The 20,579-nt window shown below is 73.7% G+C and carries 15 protein-coding genes, 1 tRNA gene and 2 pseudogenes; 8 read left to right on the forward strand and 10 right to left on the reverse strand.

The genetic code is table 11. From position 1 onward, the window contains the following. The first annotated feature begins 73 nt into the window (after window positions 1–73). Window positions 74–166, forward strand: a tRNA-Sec gene (locus AB0I73_RS01890). A gap of 83 nt (window positions 167–249) precedes the next feature. On the opposite strand, the pseudogene AB0I73_RS01895 reads toward AB0I73_RS01890, so the two are convergent. After that, window positions 250–1,968 (reverse strand): annotated as a pseudogene (locus tag AB0I73_RS01895) (GTP-binding protein); the annotation flags it as partial. Between the two features lie 5 nt (window positions 1,969–1,973). Beyond that, window positions 1,974–3,284: an L-seryl-tRNA(Sec) selenium transferase gene (gene selA / locus AB0I73_RS01900; protein WP_363032745.1), complete on the reverse strand. Its 1,311-nt coding sequence runs from the start codon at window positions 3,282–3,284 to the stop codon at window positions 1,974–1,976. 444 nt (window positions 3,285–3,728) lie between these two features. On the opposite strand from selA, the gene AB0I73_RS01905 reads away from it, so the two are divergent. Then, window positions 3,729–4,334 carry a hypothetical protein gene (locus AB0I73_RS01905; protein ID WP_363032747.1) on the forward strand — a complete coding sequence of 202 codons (606 nt, stop codon included), beginning with the start codon at window positions 3,729–3,731 and terminating at the stop codon, window positions 4,332–4,334. A gap of 108 nt (window positions 4,335–4,442) precedes the next feature. Continuing rightward, the gene (locus tag AB0I73_RS01910) at window positions 4,443–6,875 is read left to right on the forward strand and encodes a right-handed parallel beta-helix repeat-containing protein (RefSeq protein WP_363032749.1); all 2,433 of its coding nucleotides are present in this window, start codon (window positions 4,443–4,445) and stop codon (window positions 6,873–6,875) included. Window positions 6,876–6,906: 31 nt separating this feature from the next. Here AB0I73_RS01910 and AB0I73_RS01915 read toward each other — a convergent pair whose 3' ends face one another. Beyond that, window positions 6,907–9,288, reverse strand: a complete 2,382-nt coding sequence (locus AB0I73_RS01915; RefSeq protein WP_363032751.1) for a hypothetical protein — start codon at window positions 9,286–9,288, stop codon at window positions 6,907–6,909. Window positions 9,289–9,590: 302 nt separating this feature from the next. Here AB0I73_RS01915 and AB0I73_RS01920 point away from each other — a divergent pair, with 302 nt between their 5' ends. Then, the gene (locus AB0I73_RS01920; protein WP_363032753.1) at window positions 9,591–10,430 is read left to right on the forward strand and encodes a DeoR/GlpR family DNA-binding transcription regulator; all 840 of its coding nucleotides are present in this window, start codon (window positions 9,591–9,593) and stop codon (window positions 10,428–10,430) included. A gap of 28 nt (window positions 10,431–10,458) precedes the next feature. Here AB0I73_RS01920 and AB0I73_RS01925 read toward each other — a convergent pair whose 3' ends face one another. Further along, the gene (locus AB0I73_RS01925) at window positions 10,459–11,583 is read right to left on the reverse strand and encodes a PLP-dependent cysteine synthase family protein (RefSeq protein WP_363032755.1); all 1,125 of its coding nucleotides are present in this window, start codon (window positions 11,581–11,583) and stop codon (window positions 10,459–10,461) included. 362 nt (window positions 11,584–11,945) lie between these two features. Between AB0I73_RS01925 and AB0I73_RS01930 the strand changes: the two genes are divergently transcribed. Together AB0I73_RS01930 and AB0I73_RS01935 are read left to right on the forward strand one after the other, a co-directional pair. Continuing rightward, window positions 11,946–12,269 carry a hypothetical protein gene (locus tag AB0I73_RS01930; RefSeq protein WP_109382788.1) on the forward strand — a complete coding sequence of 108 codons (324 nt, stop codon included), beginning with the start codon at window positions 11,946–11,948 and terminating at the stop codon, window positions 12,267–12,269. A gap of 195 nt (window positions 12,270–12,464) precedes the next feature. After that, entirely contained in the window at window positions 12,465–13,010 is a 546-nt protein-coding gene (locus AB0I73_RS01935; protein ID WP_363032757.1) for an ATP-binding protein, read from the forward strand. Window positions 13,011–13,030: 20 nt separating this feature from the next. Here the strand turns inward: AB0I73_RS01935 and AB0I73_RS01940 are convergent. The 4 genes and pseudogenes from AB0I73_RS01940 to AB0I73_RS01955 form a co-directional block, all read right to left on the reverse strand. Continuing rightward, window positions 13,031–13,325 (reverse strand): annotated as a pseudogene (locus AB0I73_RS01940) (SHOCT domain-containing protein). Between the two features lie 158 nt (window positions 13,326–13,483). Continuing rightward, entirely contained in the window at window positions 13,484–13,906 is a 423-nt protein-coding gene (locus AB0I73_RS01945) for a PPOX class F420-dependent oxidoreductase (protein ID WP_363032759.1), read from the reverse strand. Between the two features lie 56 nt (window positions 13,907–13,962). After that, the gene (locus AB0I73_RS01950; RefSeq protein ID WP_363032761.1) at window positions 13,963–14,859 is read right to left on the reverse strand and encodes an NAD(P)-dependent oxidoreductase; all 897 of its coding nucleotides are present in this window, start codon (window positions 14,857–14,859) and stop codon (window positions 13,963–13,965) included. A 214-nt stretch (window positions 14,860–15,073) separates the two neighbouring features. After that, window positions 15,074–16,312 carry an ROK family protein gene (locus tag AB0I73_RS01955; protein WP_363032763.1) on the reverse strand — a complete coding sequence of 413 codons (1,239 nt, stop codon included), beginning with the start codon at window positions 16,310–16,312 and terminating at the stop codon, window positions 15,074–15,076. A gap of 318 nt (window positions 16,313–16,630) precedes the next feature. Here AB0I73_RS01955 and AB0I73_RS01960 point away from each other — a divergent pair, with 318 nt between their 5' ends. Next, window positions 16,631–17,764 carry a methyltransferase gene (locus AB0I73_RS01960; RefSeq protein ID WP_363032765.1) on the forward strand — a complete coding sequence of 378 codons (1,134 nt, stop codon included), beginning with the start codon at window positions 16,631–16,633 and terminating at the stop codon, window positions 17,762–17,764. 26 nt (window positions 17,765–17,790) lie between these two features. On the opposite strand, the gene AB0I73_RS01965 is transcribed toward AB0I73_RS01960, so the two are convergent. Next, window positions 17,791–18,645 carry a ketose-bisphosphate aldolase gene (locus AB0I73_RS01965; RefSeq protein WP_363032767.1) on the reverse strand — a complete coding sequence of 285 codons (855 nt, stop codon included), beginning with the start codon at window positions 18,643–18,645 and terminating at the stop codon, window positions 17,791–17,793. 40 nt (window positions 18,646–18,685) lie between these two features. Next, complete coding sequence (locus AB0I73_RS01970) at window positions 18,686–19,567, reverse strand: SIS domain-containing protein (RefSeq protein WP_363032769.1); 882 nt, start codon at window positions 19,565–19,567, stop codon at window positions 18,686–18,688. Window positions 19,568–19,735: 168 nt separating this feature from the next. Here AB0I73_RS01970 and AB0I73_RS01975 point away from each other — a divergent pair, with 168 nt between their 5' ends. Beyond that, the gene (locus AB0I73_RS01975; protein ID WP_363032771.1) at window positions 19,736–20,515 is read left to right on the forward strand and encodes a DeoR/GlpR family DNA-binding transcription regulator; all 780 of its coding nucleotides are present in this window, start codon (window positions 19,736–19,738) and stop codon (window positions 20,513–20,515) included. The last annotated feature ends 64 nt before the right edge of the window (window positions 20,516–20,579 follow it).

Genomic DNA, 20,579 nt, shown 5'->3' on the forward strand with positions numbered 1-20,579 from the left:
ACCTGTCTCCGTGGTCGCTGTCGTGTTCCGGGGGCGGTGGCACCGGTGTCCTCCGGTAGCCTGGGCGGGCGGTGGAGGCGTGTGGGTGCCTGGTGGCCCTCCCGGTCTTCAAAACCGAGGTGTCCGAGGATCTCGGGCAGGCGGGTTCGATTCCCGTCCGCCTCCGCTCCCCGCATCGGCCCGGCAACGCCGGCGTTGACCGTCCACGCGTTCGGTGAGGCCCCGGCCGTCCAGGAACTCCAGCAGCGGTACGGCCACCCGGCGCGTGGTGTCCAGGGCCTTGCGGGCCTCGCTCAGGGTGAACGGCTGTGGGAGCCCGCGCAGGACGGCGGCGGCCCGGGCGTCCGCCCCCGGCAGCAGCACGATGCCATCACCGACCCGCAGCAGCGCACCCGCCGCGGCTGCGGCCGCCACCGTCCTGCGATCGAGTCCGAGGGCGGCCAGCCGGTCGGCCTCCGGGGCACGGAAGGGGGCCCGCTCAAGCTCCCGCCGCACGGCGTCGACGGCTTTCCGGACGGGAGTCGGCAGAGTGGGCTTCGTGCTTCCGGGGCCGTGCAACCGGCCCTGTTCGCTGCGGAGTCGGTGCCGGTCCGAGGACGCGACGAGCGCGTCGACGAGGGCCCGGTCGGGCAGGCCGAGCAGGTGCCGGGCGGCCTCGGTGGGCAGGCCGGGGTCCAGCGGGTGCCGTGCCGCGTGCCGTGCCACCTCGACGGCCAGGCGGTCGCGCAGTGCCGTCCAGTGGGCCGGATCGGCCAGCCAGTCCCCGGCGACGGGCGGCGCGGGGGCGGGCACTCCCATGGCTTCCAGCTCCGCGCGGCGGACGAGCCGGCGGCGCCGCAGTTCCGCCGCGCCGTCCGGGCGACCGGTCATGCCCGCCAGTTCGGCCGCCCTGGCGCGGGCTGCTCCACGCCGGACCAGTCGCGGCGGACGGACGTCCAGCACGGTCGCTCCGGACGGCACGCGCCGTCCGCCCGGTTCCCGCAGGACGGCCCGGTCTCCGACGCGCAGGGGAAGGTGCCGGGCCAGGGTGAGTCTGACGGTGTCCGCACCGAGCGGGCGGACGGTCACGGGCACCGCAGCGGTGCCGATGTGCAGGGTCACCGTCCGGGGCAGTTCCTCGGCCGGCGTTCCGGTGACACGGACGTCGATCAGCCCGGTCGACAACCAGCGGTCCGGGGTCAGCAGCACCCGGCCGCGGCCGAGTACGCCGTCGGGGGCTCCGTGCACGTTGACCGCCACACGGGCCACGCCGGGCACGGCGGCCCTGTCCTCGTGCAGGCACTGCAGCCCGCGCACCCGCAGCCCGTCCGTGCCGTCCCCCGTCACCAGCCGGTCGCCGACGCGCAGGGTGCCCGCGCCCAGGGTGCCGGTGACGACCGTGCCGCGGCCGCGCACGGTGAAGGCGCGGTCCAGCCACAGCCGCACGTCCGCGTCGGCCGGTGGGACGGGCAGCGACCGGGCCAACCGGCTCAACTCGGCGCGCAGTTCGCCCAGCCCGTCGCCGGTCACGGCGCTGACCGCGACGGACGGCACGGTGCCCAGGGTGGTGGCGGCCATGCGCCGGACCACGTCCGCTCGCACGGGTCCGGGGTCGGCGAGGTCGCTTCGGGTCACCGCGAGCACGGCGTGCCGCACTCCGAGGGCGTGCAGGATCTCGAGGTGCTCCTGCGACTGCTCCTGCCAGCCCTGGTCGGCGGCCACCACGAACAGCACGGCGGGCACGGGGCCGACGCCGGCCAGCATGGTGGCGACGAAACGCTCGTGGCCCGGCACGTCCACGAAGGCGATGTGCTCCCCCTCGGAGCCGTCGGCGCCGCACGGGTCCAGTCGGGTCCACACGAACCCGAGGTCCAGCGTCAGCCCCCGGCGCCGCTCCTCCTCGAAACGGTCGGGTTCCATCCCGGTCAGCGCGCGCACCAGGGCGGACTTGCCGTGGTCGACGTGCCCGGCGGTGGCCAGTACCCGCATCCCTCCTACCTCCCCGCGACCGCTCGCACGGCCTCGGCCAACTTCTCGTCGTCCTCCGCGGGCACCGCCCGCAGGTCGAGCAGGCACCGTCCCGCCTCCAGGCGACCGACGACGGGGACCGGCCCGGTGCGCAGGGCGGCGGCATAGCGTTCGGGCAGGGACAGCGCGGCACTGGGCAGTGTCACGCCGGGGGCGCCGCCACCGCCCACCGTCGCGGTGCTCCCGACGGCCCGGACGTCGATGGCGTCGGCGGCCAGTGCCGTGGCGAGCCGCTCGGCGCGGCGCGTCAGCCACGGCGGGTCGGCGGCCAGCGCCGCGCCCGTGGGGGTTTCGGGACCGGTCAGCGTCGCCTCCAGCGCGGCCAGGGTCAGCTTGTCCACGCGCAGGGCGCGGGCGAGCGGATGCCGGGACACGGTGCGGATCACGTCCTCCCGCCCCAGGAGCAGTCCGCACTGGGGTCCGCCCAGCAGTTTGTCGCCGCTCGCGGTGACGAGCGCCGCACCCGACCGCAGCTGGGTCTCGGCATCGGGTTCCCCGGGCAGCAACGGGTGGTGAGTCAGCAGACCGGAACCGATGTCGACGACGACCGGGACTCCCAGTGCGGCGAGTTCGCCGACGTCGGCGGCATGGGTGAACCCGGTGATCCGGAAGTTGGAGGGATGCACCTTCAGCACGAACGCCGTCTCCGGGCCGATGGCCGCCGCGTAGTCCGCGGCGGTCGTGCGGTTGGTCGTTCCCACCTCGCGCAGCCGTGCTCCGGTGGAGACCAGCAGATCCGGCAGGCGGAAGCCGTCGCCGATCTCCACCATCTCCCCCCGGCTGATGACGATCTCCCGTCCGGCCGCGAGCGCGGTGGCCACCAGGACCAGTGCGGCGGCACCGTTGTTGACGAGGTGCGCCGCGGCGGCCGAGGGCACCTTGTCCCGAAGGACCGCCAGGGCGGTGCGGCCCCGGCGGGCCCGTACGCCGGTGTGCAGGTCCACCTCGACGTCCGTGGGGCCGGCGGCCTCCTGCACCGCCTGCCGGGCCGCCGCCGACAGCGGTGCCCGTCCGAGGTTGGTGTGCAGCACCACGCCGGTGGCATTGATCACCGGCCGCAGTCCGCCCACCGTGTGCGGCAGCAGGGCACAGGCCGCGTCGGCCACCTGATCCGGCGCGAGGGCGCCTTCGCGAGCCCTCTCCTGCGCCTGCCGGACCGCCGACTTCACCAGCCCGGGCCCCAGTCGGTTCGCCGCCTCCAGCAGACGCGGATCACGCAGGACGGCGTCGGTACGGGGAATGCGCCGCCGGGCGTCCGGCCCGGCTCCGGGCGGCACATTCCCGTCGCCTGCGGGTGCACCGCCCCCGGTCCTCTCCCCGTTCCGTCCAAGTGTGACCGGCTGGTCCACGCGATCCCTCCGTTCAGGCCCGCCTCGTCAGCGCCCGAGGAACGTTCGTCGTCTTCCAGTGTCCCCGACCGGCGGCAGGACACGCCGGGGCGGCACAGACGTTCAGGGACGCTCGGTCCTGGGCGGGGCAGGCGTGTGGGGGTGCGGCACGAGCAGACGGTCGTCAGGAGGCAGGCGGCGGTCAGGACGGCAGGCCGGGCTCCACCTCGTCGTCCCGCTTCCGATCCGGACGGGAGCCGTGCGCCGGAGCGGGTACCCGCCCGAAGAACGGGAGGTGATGTGCCTCTCTCTTCCACGGAACCCCGGACGAGCCGTTCCGCCGGGAGCTATCACGGAAGCGGGAATCACGGAAGCGGGAAGGCGGTGCGGCCGGTGCGGGCGATCAGCGGACTGTGGCGCTGGCGGCACAACCCGCTGTGCCGCCCGACCGATCTGGCCGAGGGCTGGGTGGGGCTCGTGGCGCTGGTGCTCGTCGTCCTCGCCGCCCCGGTCGCCGGGGTCCTCGCCGGGGGCGCCACCGAGGACGTCCTGCAGCGTTCCGTGCGCGAACAGCACGAGAACCGGCACCAGGTGCGGGCCACGGTGATGCGCGAGTTGGCCCCCTCCCCGCTGAGCGTCGACCCGGAGGGCTCCGTCGGCGGGGAGCCGCGCACCCGGGTCCTCGCCCGCTGGACCGCCTCCGACGGCACCGAGCACAGCGGCCCGGTGTCGACGCGTCTGAAGGACCCGCGGCCGGACGACCGCTTTCCCCTGTGGACCGACGCCGGGGGCCGCATCACAGCACGGCCGATGGACACGGTGACGGCGACGACGCACGCCGTGCTCGCCGGCTTCGGCGTGACCCTGCTGACGGCTGTTCTGATCGAGGGCGTCAGACGGCTGGTCGTCCGGCGCATGGTCCACCACCGGTACGTCCGCCTGGACCGGGCCTGGGAGCGGGTGGGCCCCGACTGGGGCAGGACCGGCACCGGAAGCTGACGGCCTGGTGCCTCTGGTCAATGCGACAGCCGTGCGCACGCTACGGTGGTCCGGCCGGAGCATTCGACGGCAAACCCGCGTACGACAAGGTGGGGGCACAGCTACGCCATGGCACAGGGCACGGTCCAGGTGACGCACACCGGCACATCGCGATGGCGGCGCCGCACAGGTGAATACGCGTCGCTCGCCGCCGCCCTGGAGGCCGCGGCCGAGGGCGACATCCTCACCGTCGCTCCCGGGACCTACCGGGAGAACCTCGTCGTGGAGCGGGCGGTGACCCTGCGCGGACCCGAGGGTTCGCCCGGCTCGGTGCGCATCGCCCCGGTGGACGGGGTCCCGCTGACCGTACGCGCGTCCGCGATGGTCCAGGACCTGCATGTGGAGGGGCAGGACTCCGCGGCGCCGGCCCTGCTGATAGAGGAGGGCACCCCGGAGCTGCGGGACGTACGGGTGGTCACCCGGTCGGCTGTCGGCATAGAGGTGCGCGGCAGCGCCCGGCCGACGGTCCGCCACTGCACGGTCGACAACCCGGCGGGGGTCGGCATCGCCGTACTCGACGGCGGGGGCGGGGTGTTCGAGGAGTGCGAGGTCGTCGCCGCCGGGCAGGCGGGCGTCGCGGTGCGCGGAGGCGCGCACCCCCGGCTCGAGCGCTGCCGCGTGCACCACACGGCCGGCTCGGGACTCACCGCCACCGGGGAGGACTCGGCGCTGGAGGCGGTGGGTTGCGAGGTCTACGAGGTGCGGGGCAGCGGTGTCCAGGTGACCGGCCGGGCGACCGCGCACCTCACCGACTGCGAGGTGCACCGCACCACCGGCGACGGTGTCACCCTCGACACCGACGCGGTACTGACACTGGCCGACTGCCGTATCCACGACATCCCGGAGAACGCGGTCGATCTGCGTTCCCGCTCCGTCCTCACCATGACCCGCACCGTCGTTCGGCAGTTCGGCCGCAACGGCCTGTCGTTGTGGGACCCGGGCACCCGCGCGGACGCCAACCAGTGCGAGATCTCCGACAGCACCGGCGACTATCCGGCGGTGTGGGTGAGTGACGGCGCGACCGTCGTACTGGACTCCTGCCGGGTGCACGACGTGCCGGACGCCCTGTTCGTCCTCGACCGCGGTTCACGCGCGGACGTGGTCGACAGCGACCTGTCGCAGGTACGCAACACCGCGGTGTCGGTGAGCGACGGCGCCACCGCGCAGCTCGACGACTGCCGGATCCGGGAGGCGGCCACGGGGGCCTGGTTCCGGGACCACGGCAGCGGGGGCACCCTCAGCAACTGCACCCTGGACGGCATGCAGACCGGTGTGATCGTCACCAAGGGAGCCGATCCGACCGTCGAGCGCTGCACCATCGATTCCCCGGCCGAGGCCGGTGTCTACGTCTCGGCCGGTGGCCGCGGCAGCTTCCTGGGCTGCCGGGTCACGGGCAGCGGCGGGTACGGCTTCCACGTGATAGACGGCAGCCGGACCACGCTGCGGAAGTGCCGCACGGAGCGCTGCGCGCGCGGTGGTTACGAGTTCGCCGAGAGCGGCGGAGCGGCCGGGGCGGGCGGTCCCGTGGTGGAGGACTGCACCAGTGACGAGAGCGGCCATCCCGCGTCGCCGACGGCACCGGAACCGGCCGTGCAGACCGTGGCCCACTCCCCCGGTCTGCTGGGCGCCGTGCCCGGGCCCCGTGCCGAGCAGGCACCGCCCGCCCCCGTCGCCGAACCGGAGAAGGAGCTGCGGCCGTCGAAGACCGTGCTCGGTGAACTCGACGCACTGGTGGGCCTGGAGAGCGTCAAACGGGAGGTGCGGGCCCTCACCGACATGATCGAGGTGGGCCGGCGCCGACAGCAGGCCGGGCTGAAGGCGGCCTCCGTCAAGCGCCATCTGGTGTTCACGGGCTCCCCCGGCACCGGCAAGACCACGGTCGCCCGCCTGTACGGCGAGATCCTCGCCTCCCTCGGCGTGTTGGAGAAGGGCCATCTGGTCGAGGTCTCCCGGGTCGATCTGGTCGGCGAGCACATCGGTTCCACGGCGATCCGCACCCAGGAGGCGTTCGAGAAGGCGCGCGGCGGTGTGCTGTTCATCGACGAGGCGTACGCGCTCTCCCCCGAGGACTCCGGGCGGGACTTCGGCAAGGAGGCCATCGACACGCTGGTGAAGCTGATGGAGGATCACCGGGACGCGGTCGTGGTGATCGTCGCGGGGTACACGGCGGAGATGGAGCGGTTCCTGTCCGTCAACCCGGGGGTGGCGTCCCGTTTCTCCCGGACCATCACCTTCGGTGACTACGGGGCCGAAGAACTGCTGCGCATCGTGGAACAGCAGGCCGAGGAGCACGAGTACCGGCTGGCGGCGGGTGCCTCGGAGGGGCTGCTGAAGTACTTCACGGAGATCCCCAAGGGTCCCGCGTTCGGCAACGGCCGCACCGCGCGGCAGACGTTCGAGGCGATGGTGGAGCGGCACGCGAGCCGGGTCGCCCAGCTGCCGGAGCCGAGTACGGACGACCTGACCCTGCTCTACGCCGACGACCTGCCCGAGCTGCCCTGATCCCACCGCCGCGCGTCACGCGGCGCGGGCCTCACGCGGTGGGCGCGCCGGAGCCGTTGCGGACGCCGCCGTCGGGTTCTCCCGGGTGCCGCGGTGCCGGAACCTCCGGCCGCAGCCGGGCCAGCAGGCGTCGGCGTTCCTCGGCGAAGGCCGGGTCCGCCTGGTAGTCGGAGTGGCCGAGGATCGGCGCGGGCAGCGGGTGGGCCTCGGTGCGGCCGTACGCCAGGGGGTCCCCCAGCGGAGGGCGGTCCACCTCGGGGCCGCAGTCGCCGGGCAGCCGCACCGGGCCGCCGATGGGGTCGGTGAGCCGGTGGAGGTTGCGCCAGCAGTCGACCTCCTGGTGCAGGGCGCCGAGCGCGGCGGGCCCGAAGTGGGCCGGGAACCAGCGGCCGTAGAGCCGTTCCAGCGGGGACCCGTAGGTGAGCAGGGCGACGCGGTTGCGGGTGGCGGGGGTGAGCTGCCAGGCCGCGGCGGCGGCGAGGACGCTTCCCTGGGAGTGTCCGGAGAGCACCAGCCGTCCGCCGGTGGACCGCGTCCAGGTCTCGATCCGCCAGGTCAGGTCCGGCACCGCCCGTTCGGCGTAGCAGGGTGGTGCGAAGGGGTGGGCGGCGCGCGGCCAGAAGGTGCCGACATCCCACAGGATGCCGATCGTGCGCCGCGCGGCGGCGTCCTTGTAGGCGCGCCGGCCCCAGGTGACGAACAGGATGAAGCCGAGTCCGATCAGCCAGGAGCCCAGTGCCTGCGCCGTCTCGGCGGCGCCGTGCACCACGGCGTAGGTGCCTCGTGCGGCCTGGCCGGGCGTCCGGTCGGTGGTCAGGGCACCGACGAGGGCGCCCGCGCCCAGCAGCAGGGTCGCGGCGGAGGTGACGGCGACGATGCGGGGTGCCCGGTCGGTGAGGGTGGCCATGGCGCGGACGTAGGCGATCCGCCGGGTACGGGCGGGGTCGCCGGTCTCACCCGGGAACTCGTGCGCCACGGCGGCGCGCTCGTCGCGGGCGATGCGCCAGGCCCGCCGGGCCAGCCAGCCGCAGAGCCCCAGCAGCAGGACGAGCAGGGGCGGGATCACGGACGCCTGCCAGGTGAGCACCACCGGTGGCCCGGGGATCGACGCCCCGGTGCCGTCCAGCCAGTCGGAGACCCGCTGGGCCACGCCGCCGGACATCACGCCGCCCAGGGCGCAGGCCAGCATCGCGACCGCGGGTCCGGCCAGTCCCCGCATGGCGGCACGCCGGTCGGGGGCGCTCCGGTGCAGGGCGTGGGCGACCCCGGCGAGCACGATCACGAGGAGGCCCTGTGCGAGGGTGATGGTTCCGAAGGTCGCATCACCGGACAGCCGGCCCGCCGACTCCCAGCCGGGGCGCTGCCATCCGGCGTACACCAGGGTCAGGACGAGCAGGGCGAGTGCGGCAAGGGGCAGCAGGCGCACCACGCGGGTGTCGAGTGCGCCGTCCAGCCGGCGGTCGGTGCGGCCGCGGCGGCAGACCACCCACACCACGGCGGCCGCGCCGGCGAACAGCGCCGCCTCGAGGAGCGGGCCGAGGACACCCAGCGCCGCGGGGCCGCCGGGAGCACGGTCGTGGCGGGCGGCCGCGCTGCCGACCGCGGCGGCGACGGTGAGCAGTCCGGCGGCGGTGTGCGCGGCGCGCAGCCGGGCGACCAGGCGACGGCCGTACCAGAAGCCGGGCCGGCCCAGGGCGGTGGGGCCGACTTCCTCCTCGGGCCCCTCGGGCTCGATCTCGTGGGCCATCGGCTGCTGGGACTCGTACGCGCTCCAGGTGCGCAGGGACAGGTACCACAGCAACCCGGTCAGGGCTGTGGGCACCAGGGCGGCGAGGGCGAGCCGGCGGCCCGGCAGGCTCCACCAGCCGCCGTCCGAGGCCTCGGGCGACAGGAAGCCGAGCCAGGAGTGCCGCGCGGCGCACGCGTGCGTGCCCGCGCACTGCCAGGCCGCGAGGTCCAGGGCGACCTCGCAGGCGGCCGCGACGAGCAGCACCGTCAGGCTCAGTCCGGCCAGCCGCACCAGCAGTCCGTACAGCCTCACGAGGCGTCTGCGGCCCCGGGCCGTCGGGCGCATCCAGTGGGCGAGGTTGACCACCATGAAGGGCAGCAGCAACAGCCACAGGGCGCGGGTGCCGTTGCCGGAGGTGAGGTTGCACCAGACGTACGCCTCGGGGACCGGGCCGTCCTGGCGGTCGGCGGGCCGGCGCTCCGCGTCGGCGTCGTCGGCACGCCGGAACACGGCGGCGATGTCGTCACCCGTGATCCGCACCGTGCGCGGATCATTCAGCATCTCCTGCGGGGTGGTGCCGCCCACCCCGTGGACCAGGAGTTCCAGGGCCGCTCCGGCTTCCCCGGCCCGCTCGGCCGGGTCGTCCGCGCCCTCGGCCGGTCCGTGTTCCCGCGCACGCTCCACTGCTTCGCACTTCCCCCGTGACACGCCGTCGGATCCGTCCGTGCGGGCACAGGATCTCCCCTGCCGGAGCGGCCCACACCTGTTCTCACGGAATCTCCCCGATCCGGGGGAGGTTCGGGCGGCCCGCAGAACGGATCCACGGGACAACGATGGCATGTTCGCGACGAACAGCCGGGTGCGCCGCCCCTGTACCGGCATGCGAGGATGGGACGCCGACGCACCGGTGACCAGAAGAACGTGCCAGTCGGGCCGGGCGTGTGCGGCGTGTCGGACGGCTTGGCGGCGAAAGGACCGGAGCGTACGTGAGCGAGAATCAGAACCTCCTCGCGGAGCAGCGGCGCGCCCTGATCCTCGACGAGGTCCGGCGCCGCGGCGGGGTCCGGGTCAACGAACTGACCCGCAAGCTCGGCGTGTCGGACATGACGGTCCGCCGCGACCTCGACGCGCTGGCCCGGCAGGGCGTCCTGGAGAAGGTGCACGGCGGCGCGGTCCCGCTGGTCGAGGCCAGCACGCACGAACCCGGTTTCGAGGCCAAGTCGGGTCTGGAGCTGAGCGCGAAGGACGACATCGCGCGGGCGGCGGCCGAACTGGTCGCCCCGGGTGCGGCGATCGCCCTCTCGGGCGGCACGACGACGTACGCGCTGGCCGGCCGGCTGCTCGAGGTGCCCGACCTCACGGTGGTCACCAATTCGGTGCGGGTGGCGGACGTCTTCCACGCGGCGCAGCGCACCTCGGGCCCCCGGCAGGGCACGGCCACCGTCGTGCTGACCGGCGGTGTGCGCACGCCGTCGGACTCGCTGGTGGGGCCGGTGGCCGACCAGGCGATCGCGACGCTCCACTTCGATCTGCTGTTCCTGGGGGTGCACGGCATATCGGTCGAGGCCGGGCTGTCGACGCCGAACCTCGCGGAGGCCGAGACCAACCGGCGTCTGGTGCAGTCGGCGCGGCAGGTGGTCGTGGTCGCCGACCACACCAAGTGGGGCACGGTGGGCCTGAGTTCGTTCGCTTCTCTGAACCAGGTGGACACGCTGGTGACGGACTCCGGGCTGCCGGCCGAGGCCCGCCTCGAGGTCTCCGAGCATCTGCGGCACCTGATCGTGGCGGGGGAACCCGACGGCCCCGCGGATCCCGCGGACGGCTGACCCCGCCGTTCGGACCGCCCGAAAGCCGTCAGTCCGGCCAGACCCCGGTGCGCAGCAGCGTCTCGATCGACGCCGTGTGCGGGGCGATCTCCAGACCCTGGTCGGCCAGCCACGCGTCCGAGTAGTACTTGTCGAGGTAGCGGTCCCCCGGGTCGCAGAGCAGCGTCACCACGCTCCCCTGCCGTCCTTCGGCCACCATCTCCGCGACGATCTTCAGCGCGCTCCACAGCCCGGTGCCGGTGGAGCCGCCCGCCTTGCGGCCTATGACCCGCTCCAGGGCCCGTACGGCGGCGACGGCGGCCGCGTCGGGCACCTTCATCATCCGGTCGATGGCACCGGGCACGAAGCTCGGTTCCATCCGGGGCCGGCCGATGCCCTCGATGCGGGAACCGTTGTCGCAGGTGACGTCCGGATCGCCGGTGGTCCAGCCCTCGAAGAAGCAGGAGTTCTCCGGATCGGCGACACAGACGTGGGTGTCGTACTGCATGTAGTGGACATAGCGCGCGAGGGTCGCCGAGGTTCCGCCGGTGCCGGCCGTGGCGACGATCCACTCGGGTACCGGGAACGGCTCCGACTCCATCTGGCGGAAGATGGATTCGGCGATGTTGTTGTTCCCCCGCCAGTCCGTGGCCCGTTCGGCGTAGGTGAACTGGTCCATGTAGTGGCCGCCGGTCTCCGCCGCGAGGACGGACGAGGCCTCGTACATCGTGCGGGGGTCGTCCACGAAGTGGCACCGGCCGCCGTGGAACTCGATGAGGCGGCACTTCTCGGCGCTCGTCGTGCGCGGCATGACGGCGATGAAGGGCACACCGATCAGCTTCGCGAAGTAGGCCTCCGACACGGCGGTCGAACCGCTGGACGCCTCGATCACCGGGCGGCCCGGACGGATCCAGCCATTGCACAGCCCGTAGAGGAAGAGGGAGCGGGCCAGCCGGTGCTTCAGGCTGCCGGTCGGATGCGTCGACTCGTCCTTGAGGTAAAGGTGGACGTTCCACCGCTCGGGCAGCGGGAAGCGCAGCAAATGGGTGTCGGCCGACCGGTTGGCGTCCGCCTGCACCCTGCGCACGGCCTCTTTCAGCCAGTCGCGGTAGCCGGGGTCGCTGTGGTCGACATCGAGGGTGACGCCGCTCGGGGGCTGTTGGGGGGTACTCACGGCAGGGCTCCTCACGCTGAACGCCGACGGCGTCCCACGCGGCCGACACCCCCGATCATATGCACCCCAGAATCGCCGCCTCACCTGCATAAACATCTCTTTGAGCGCCCCAAAGACAACCCTGGCACCACGGGGGTCCCGGCCCCCTGCCCGGGGCGCCCGGGGCGCGGCTGCGGGGGCGCATTCGCGCGAGTGCTTCGGGCACCGCGGGGAACGGAGGTGCGTGCACTGGTGCTCGGCGGCGGGGGCGGGCAGACTGCACCGGCGGAGCAGGGTCCCGGACGGGGGCACACTGGATCTGGACATGAGCCGGCCCGCGGAGCACGGTCCGGTACACCGACGCGCACGAGGGGGCGGGTGGCATGGCCGAGCCGGAGTTCACGGCCAGGGGCGTGCGGATCGGCAGGCGGCTGCGGTCGCTCACCCGGGCCGGGCAGGTCCGGATCAGCGACGGCAGGCTCGAGTTGCTCACCAGCCACGGAACCGAGATCGACAGCGCGCCGGTGCAGGCCGTACGCGCCTCCCGGCCCTGGTTCGCCCCCGAGGACCGTGCCCTGGCCGACCTCAACGGCCATCGGTACCTGCTGACGCTGGGCGACCACGACCCGGCGCCGGGCGAGCCGGGACCGCCCGCGGCCCGCCGCTTCATCGAAGCCGTACGCCGGGCATCGGGCCGCGGCGCCTGATATGCCCGTGAGTTGCGTCACTTCAGGCCCTGCGTCACGCTGTTTTCACGTCACTCTGGGTTTACCGGCGATAACGCTGCGAACCAGCCCGCCGGCCACGACAGCAGGCGGCCACGTCACGCGGGCACCCTGCTGGATCCGTACTCCGTGTTCTTCCGGACGTCCGTCCGGGCCTGACACCGGGGAGTCGCAGCTGTGATCACTCACCCAAGCAGACACTGCACGGTGGAGCTCCAGGCTCTGCCTTCGAGGATCGGCCAGGTCCGCAGAATCGTATCTGCGCAATTGCGCTACTGGCACATGGAGATTTTGATAGACCGGGCCTCGCTCGGTGTGACGGAGCTGTTGTCCAACGTCCACCGGCACGCCCAGCCCGACAAGAGCTGCACGGTCGAGCTGGAAGTACTGCTCGACCGGCTCAAGGTCTCGGTGCGCGACCACGACCCGCGGCTGCCGGTCGTGGCGGACGCCGGTCCGCTCGCCACCTGCGGGCGGGGGTTGGCCATGGTGGCCGCGATGAGCGAGAGCTGGGGCGCGCTGCCGGACGGCGAGTCGGGCAAGGTCGTGTGGTTCACGCTGCCGACGCCGTCCGCGACTCCCGTCGCGGACTGGGAGCGGTGTCCGAGGATCAATGCCGTCGAGCACGCCGCACACCGGTTCGCGGAGGTCGCACTCGTCGAGCACGCCGTCGAGGGACACCGGCACGAACCGGAACCCGCCCGGTCCGCCGTTGTCGGCTGACCGGGCGGTGACTCCGGTGGTCATGCCGCGCCGCCCTCGCCGCGCCGGCCGAACCCCTCGTCCAGGACGGAGAGCCGCCGCCGGTACTCGTCCTCGTCGCTCTCGGTCGCTCTCGCCGGAGGCGAAGCGGTGGCCGGGCACCTTGACGGGCGGGCCGTCCGCCACGGTGGGCCGGAGCCTGGCCACGGCGTCCCCGCCGTACCGTGCGGCGCAGCAGTGCGATGCCGCCGCCGATGACCAGAGCCCGGATCAGGAGGGGAAGAGCAGGATCCACGGGCCGGGCCCTCCTGCACCGAGGTGCGCCGGGGTCTGCACGATCGTTCAGCTCCTCGGACGCGCTGTCGCGTCGTGGTGACGCGACACTTCCGAGAGTCGCCCCCAGGGGGTACCGGGTCGTCGTACGGCCGGCGGCACCGCGTGCACCCCACGGGAAGTGCCCGGGACGGCGGCACCTGCCCCCTCCCCCGTCGGGTTCAGGTGGACGCCTGGTCGCTGTCCTTCATCGCGCCCCAGCCGTGCCAGCGGTCGACTTCGATCCAGGCGCTGACCCGGGCCCGGTCCCGGTTCGGGTACGGGTTGCCGGTGTAGTGCCGGGAGAGGCGGTCGATGTCGGCCAGGCCCTCGTCGTCCTTCAGCTCGACGACGCGGCCGATGAGGGTGACATGGGTGTACCAGTTGTCCTCGTCCAGCACGGTGAGGGTGACGCGCGGGTCGCGGCGCAGGTGCTTCAGTCGGACCCTGCCCTCGTCCAGGCTGATCAGCGCGCGGCCGTCCTCCCACACGTACCAGGTGGGCGTGGAGACGGGTGTGCCGTCGGAGCGGAGGGTGGCCATGACGCAGGGGTTGGGGCGGCGCAGCAGGCCGTCGGCCTCGGAAGGCAGCGGGGGCTTGGACACTACGGACTCCTCGGTGGGTCGTCGAACGGGTTCCCCGGACGCTTCGTACCGGGTGCTCAGGTGGTGGATTCGTCGTGACGGGCGAAACTGGCGTAATAGGCGGCGGCCATGTCCTCATCACCGTGGCCCTGGGCCGCGGCGCGTTCCAGGCGTTCGGCACCGGCCGCGGCCACGTCCAGGCGTACACCGTGCTGTGCGCCGGCCCGGACGATCAGACCGGCGTCCTTGGCGGCCGTGGTCACGGCGAACTGGGCCGGGGTCAGCGGCCCGTCCAGGATCAGCCCCGCCTTGGCGCGCAGGTAGCCCATGTCGAGCGGGCCGCCCGCGATGAGGTCGAAGAAGCCGCCGGGGTCGACGTCCAGCGCCTCGGCCAGGGCGAGGGTCTCCCCCACGGCGGAGGTGACCGCGAGGATCCAGCTGTTGGCCACGAGTTTGAGCCGGGTCGCGCTGCCGGCCGCCCCGTCCTCACCGGTCCACACGGTGCGGGCGCCGACGGCGTCGAACACCGGGGTCACCGTGGTCCTGCCCGCGGCCGGTCCGGCGGCGATCACGGTCAGCTGTCCGGCCTCGGCCGGCTGCCGGGTACCCAGCACCGGGGCGTCGTAGAAGATCAGGCCGTGCTCGCGCGCGAAGCCGGCCAGCTCGGCGACACCCTCGAGACCGGCGGTGGTGGACTGCGCCCAGACGGTGTCGCGCCGCAGGGCGGGGGCGGCCAGCCGCATCGTCTCCAGCGTGGCGGGACCGTCGTAGAGCATGGTCAGGACGACGTCGGCGGACTCGACCGCCTCGGCGGGGGTGCCTGCGACGTGTGCGCCGTCGGCGGCGAGCGGGTCGGCCTTGGCGCGGGTGCGGTTCCAGACACGGACGGCGTGGCCGGCCCGGGCGAGGTTGCGGGCCATCGCGGCACCCATGATGCCGGTGCCCAGGACGGTCACGGTGAGCTGGTCGGTCATGGCCTCGGCTTTCTGCGGGTCGGGGCGGTCGCTCCGTGTGCGGTGGGCAGTGCCTCGTGCTCCGGTGCCGGGTCCGGGGCGGGTGTCCCGGACCCGGTCGGCGCGCGCACTGTCCGGCAGTGCTTCACCGATCGCGTTTCGTGGATCATTGTGCGGTCCCCGGCCGTGGTTCCGCCTGTCGACTCGGGCATCCGCCTGCCCACCGGCCGGACCGTTATGCCAAGGCCCCCAGCGGATCGTCGAGGACCGGCTGCCAGGCCAGTTCGGCGGCGCCGACCAGACTGTTGTGGTCCAGGGTGCAGGCCAGGATCGGAACGCCGCCGCTGCGGCCCCACAGGCTGCGGTCGGCGACGACGGCGCGCAGCCGGTCCGGGGCGGCGTCCAGGAGGGTGCCGTGCAGGCCGCCGAGGATGATCCGGTCCGGATTGAGGATGTTCACCAGGCCGGCGAGACCCAGCCCCAGGCGGTCGACGAGGGTGGCGACGGCGGCGCGGACGGCCGGGTCGTCGTAGTGCTCGTGGATCAGTGTGTCGGCCTGTTTGAGAAGGGACATCTCGGGGCCGGGTTCGCGTCCGGCCGCGGTGAGGAAGGCGAGCGGGTCGGCCTCCACGTCCAGGCAGCCCCGGCTGCCGCAGTAGCAGGGGCGGCCCCCGGGGTTGACGGCGAGGTGGCCGACCTCCAGGGCGAGACCGGAACTGCCGGTGTGCAGACGGCCGTCGAGCACCAGCGCGCCGCCGACGCCCCGGTGGCCGGTGGCCACGCACAGCAGGTCGCGCGAGCCGCGCCCCGCGCCGTGCCGGTGCTCGGCGAGGGCGACGAGGTTGACGTCGTTCGCCGCGAAGGCGGGGCCGTCGAGACCGGCGGCGCGCACCTGCTCGGCGAAGATCTCCCGCACCGGGGCGCCCGTGGGCCAGGCCAGGCGCAGCGGGCTGAACACCAGCCCCTCCGGTTCGGCCACCGCTGACGGCACGGAGAGCCCCGCTCCGACACACCGGCGTCCGGTCTCGCGGAGCAGTTCGGCGCCGGCCGCGACGACGGAGCCGAGCACCTTCGCCGGGTCGGCGTCGATGACCTCGCTGCCGGGCGCGGTGGCGACGATCCGGCCGCCGAGGCCGACGAGGGCGGCCCGGAACCCGTCGGAGTGCACCTGCGCGGCCAGTGCCACCGGTCCGTCCTCGGCGATCGAGAGCCGGTGCGAGGGCCTGCCCTGCGAACCGGCGGCCGCGCCGGGCCGGGCGTCCACCCTGATCAGGCCGAGCGCCTCCAGTTCGGCGGCGACGGCGCCGGCGGTCGCCCGCGTCACGCCCAGTTCCGCGGTGAGCACCGCACGGGTCGGGGCACGTCCGGTGTGCACGAGCTCCAACGCGGGCCCGAGCGCTCCGCGTCCCCGGTCCAGCCGCGTCCTCGAGGTGATCCCTTCCCCCGCCGGCCGGGGGTCCGCCTTCCCGCTCATGAGGGTGAGTCTCCCATGATCCGAAACGGCGGCGGGCTGTCGGCCGCCGGCCCGGAGCGGGATGCTCGGCCGCCCGGCCGGTCCCCACTCCGGTGGTGCCGCACCCGTGTGCACGCGCGGGTCCCCGTGGTGGGCGAGCCGTGACGGCCCGCCGAAACGGAGGACACGGGCGGCACCGAGGCCGGGCTGTCCCCGGGACCGAGGTCGGGCTGTCTCCCGGGCCGGGGGCAGCCCGGCGCCCGAGGTCTCCCTCCCGTCCGACACCGCCCGGGCTGGAACTCCGGGCTCCGCTAGCCTGGTCGCACGATGAACGACCGTATGACGACTCCGTGGGGCGCGCCGGTGCTGTCCCGCTTCCCCGAGGACCCCCGCGACAGGCTGCGCGCCTGGGACGCCTCCGACGAGTACCTCCTCGGGCACCTCGACCGGGAACCGATCCCGCTGGACGGCACGGTCGTGGTCGTCGGAGACCGCTGGGGGGCGCTGGTCACGGCGCTCGCCGCGCACCGGCCGACACAGATCACCGACTCCTGGCTGGGGCAGGAGGCGACCCGCGCGAACCTGGCGCGCGCCGGTGTCGAGCCGGGCACGGTCCGGCTGCTCACCACGCAGGATCCGCCGCCGGGCCGGATCGATGTGCTGCTGGTGCGGGTGCCGAAGAGTCTGGCGCTGCTGGAGGACCAGTTGCTGCGGCTGGCGCCCGCCGTGCACGAGGGCACGGTCGTCGTCGGAACCGGCATGGTGAAGGAGATCCACACCTCGACGCTGAAACTCTTCGAGCGGATCATCGGCCCCACCCGGACCTCCCTCGCCGAGAAGAAGGCGCGGCTCATCTTCTGCACCCCGGACCCTGCCCTGGCCCGGCCCCCCAGTCCCTGGCCGTATAGCTACGCGCTGCCCGACGGCGTCGGCGCGGTCTCGGGCCGGACCGTCGTCAACCACGCGGGGGTCTTCTGCGCCGACCGGCTCGACATCGGCACCCGGTTCCTCCTGAAGCACCTGCCGACCGGGCGGACCGGGCTCCGGGTGGTGGACCTCGGGTGCGGCAACGGTGTCGTCGGTACGGCGGTGGCGCTGGCCGACCCGCGGGCCGAGGTGCTGTTCGTCGACGAGTCGTTCCAGGCGGTGGCGTCCGCGGAGGCCACGTACCGGGCCAACGGCGTACCCGGGCATGCCGAGTTCCGGGTCGGCGACGGCCTGGCGGGCGTGCCGGACGGCAGCGTCGACCTGGTACTCAACAACCCGCCGTTCCACTCCCACCAGGCGACCAGCGAGGCGACGGCCTGGCGCATGTTCACCGGCGCGAGGCGCACCCTGCGCCCCGGTGGTGAGCTGTGGGTGGTCGGCAACCGCCATCTGGGGTACCACGTGAAGTTGCGGCGGTTGTTCGGGAACAGTGAAGTGGTGGCGAGCGACCCGAAGTTCGTCGTTCTGAAGTCCGTGAAGCGTTAGCGACGCAGCGCCCTTGACGGCCCGCGTCAGTGGGGGGTGAGCGTCACGATGACGTCCGCCACCGCGCGGGTCATCGCTTCCCGGCCCACGGTCAGGTAGCCGCGGGAGTCGACCGCTTCGGGGTGGGCGGCGAGGAAGTTCCTGATGGCGCCGGTCATGGCGACGTTCAGGGCGGTGCCGATGTTCACCTTGGCGATGCCCGATCCGACGGCCGCGGTGAGTTCGGTGTCCGGCAGGCCCGAGGACCCGTGCAGGACGAGGGGGACGTCCAGAGTCGCGGAGAGGCGTTCGAGGAGGGCGTGGTCGAGGGTGGCGGTGCGGGTGGTCATGGCGTGGGTGGTGCCGACGGCGACGGCCAGGGCGTCCACGCCGGAGTCGGCGACGAAGGCGCGGGCCTGGTCGGGGTCGGTGCGGGCGCCGGGCGCGTGGGCGTCCAGCGGCGGCGCTTCGCCCTTGCCGCCGATCTCCCCCAGTTCCGCCTCGATCCACAGGCCCCGGGCGTGCGCCCAGTCGGCGGCCGCCCGGGTCGCGGCGAGGTTCTCGGCGTAGGGCAGCCGGGCCGCGTCGTACATCACGGAGCCGAAGCCGGCGTCCGCGGCCTGGCGCAGCAGGGCGTCGCTCTGGACGTGGTCGAGGTGCAACGCGACGGGAACGGCGGCGCGTTCGGCGGCGGCGACGGCGGCGCGGGCGAGCGGCAGCAGACGACCGTAGCGGAACTTGACCGCGTTCTCGCTGACCTGGAGGACCACGGGGGCGTCCACCGACTCGGCCCCGGCGATGACGGCTTCGACGTGTTCCAGCGTGATGACGTTGAACGAGGCGACGGCGGAGCCTGCCGCGGCGGCGCGGTCGACGAGTTCGCCGGTGGTGGTGAGGGGCACGTCCGCTCCTTTCCGGTTCTTTCCGGTCCTTCCGGCGGGGTCAGGGCTCGAGAACGACTGAGCGGGTGAGGTGGCGGGGGCGGTCGGGGTCGAGTCCGCGGGCCTCGGCGACGGCGACGGCGAGGCGCTGGGCGCGGACGAGTTCGGCCAGCGGGTCGAGGGTGCCCTGGATCCACGATCCACCGGTGTCCCGTACCTGTGCGGCCAGACCGTCCGGTGCGTCGCCCAGCATCCAGGTGGCCGTACCACGCGTGGTGACGCTGATGGGGCCGTGCCGGTATTCCATGGCCGGGTAGGCCTCCGTCCACGCCAGGGCGGCCTCCCGCATCTTCAGACCCGCCTCGTGGGCGAGGCCCACGGTCCAGCCGCGACCGAGGAAGGTGAACTGGGTGCAGTGCACGAGCCCTTCGGGCAGCGGCCGCGCGAGGGCGGTTCGCGCGTCCTCGACGACTGTTTCGGTGTGCAGGCCGAGGTGGGCGCGGAGCAGGGTGAGGGCCGTGGTCGCGAACCGCGTCTGGACGACGGAGCGTTCGTCCGCGTAGTCGAGTACGACGGTCTCGTCCGCCGATGCCGTCACGGCGGTGTCCGGGTCGGCGGTGAGCGCGGTGGTGCGGGTGCTGCCCTTCAACCGGTCGAGCAGGGCCAGGACTTCGGTGGTGGTGCCGGAGCGGGTGAGGGCGACGACGTGGTCGTAGGCGCGTCCGTGCGGGAATTCCGAGGCGGCGAAGGCGTCCGTCTCGCCCTGGCCCGCTCCCTCGCGCAGGGCCGCCACCGCCTGCGCCATGAAGTACGAGGTGCCGCAGCCGACGACCGCGACCCGCTCCCCCGGTGCCGGGAGGACCCGGGTGTGCTCGGCCGCGTGCGTCGCGGCCCGCGTCCAGCACTCGGGCTGACTCCTCAGTTCGTCCTCGACGTGCGTCATGTCCGCCCCACCCTCCTCGGTGATTGTTGTTGCAAGATAGAGGGGAGTTTCAAGCACGATCAAGCATCCGGGCAGAGATCGTCGAGTGCGCCGGCGCCTGTCCGGCGGACAGACGCTAAGGTCGCCGGAGGCCGGGAGACGGCGGGTGACCGCAGAACGGGAGGGCGGATGTCGCGGGACGCCCGCTGGCGGGCGCTGCTGGAACTGCTCGTCGAGCGGGGCCGACTGGACGTGGACGAGGCCGCCGCCGAACTGGAGGTGTCGGCCGCGACGATCCGCCGGGACTTCGACACCCTCGCCGGGCAGCAGATGCTGGTGCGCACCCGGGGCGGGGCGGTGGCGCACGGGGTGTCGTACGAGCTGCCGCTGCGCTACAAGACCGCTCGCCGCGCCTCCGAGAAGCAGCGGATCGCCGAGGCGGTGGCGGGCCTCCTCGCACCGGGCGAGGCGGTCGGGCTGACCGGCGGCACCACCACCACGGAGGTGGCGCGTGCGCTGGCGGTACGCGGCGATCTCGCATCCGGATCGCCCGCGCTGACGGTGGTGACCAACGCGCTCAACATCGCCAATGAACTCGCCGTGCGCCCGCAGTTCAAGATCGTGGTGACGGGCGGTGTGGCGCGGGCCCAGTCGTACGAGCTGGTCGGGCCGCTCGCGGACGGGGTGCTGGGGCAGATCACGCTCGACGTGGCGGTGCTCGGCGTCGTCGCCTTCGACGTCGTACACGGTGCGGCGGCGCACGACGAGGCGGAGGCGGCGATCAACCGGCTGCTGTGCGAGCGGGCCGAGCGGGTGATCGTGGCGGCCGATTCCAGCAAGCTGGGCCGGCGGGCGTTCGCCCGGATCTGTTCGGCCGAGTCGGTGGACATCCTGGTCACGGACGCGGCGGCGGCCCCGGAGACGGTGCGCCGGTTCGAGGAGGCGGGACTGCGCGTCGTCGTGGCGTGAACCGCGCACCGCGGGCCGGCCGGGCCTGCCTAAGCTGGCAGACAGAGCGGCACGTACCGCGGGC

The organism is Streptomyces sp. NPDC050388, assembly GCF_040655635.1.
Lineage (GTDB): Bacteria > Actinomycetota > Actinomycetes > Streptomycetales > Streptomycetaceae > Streptomyces.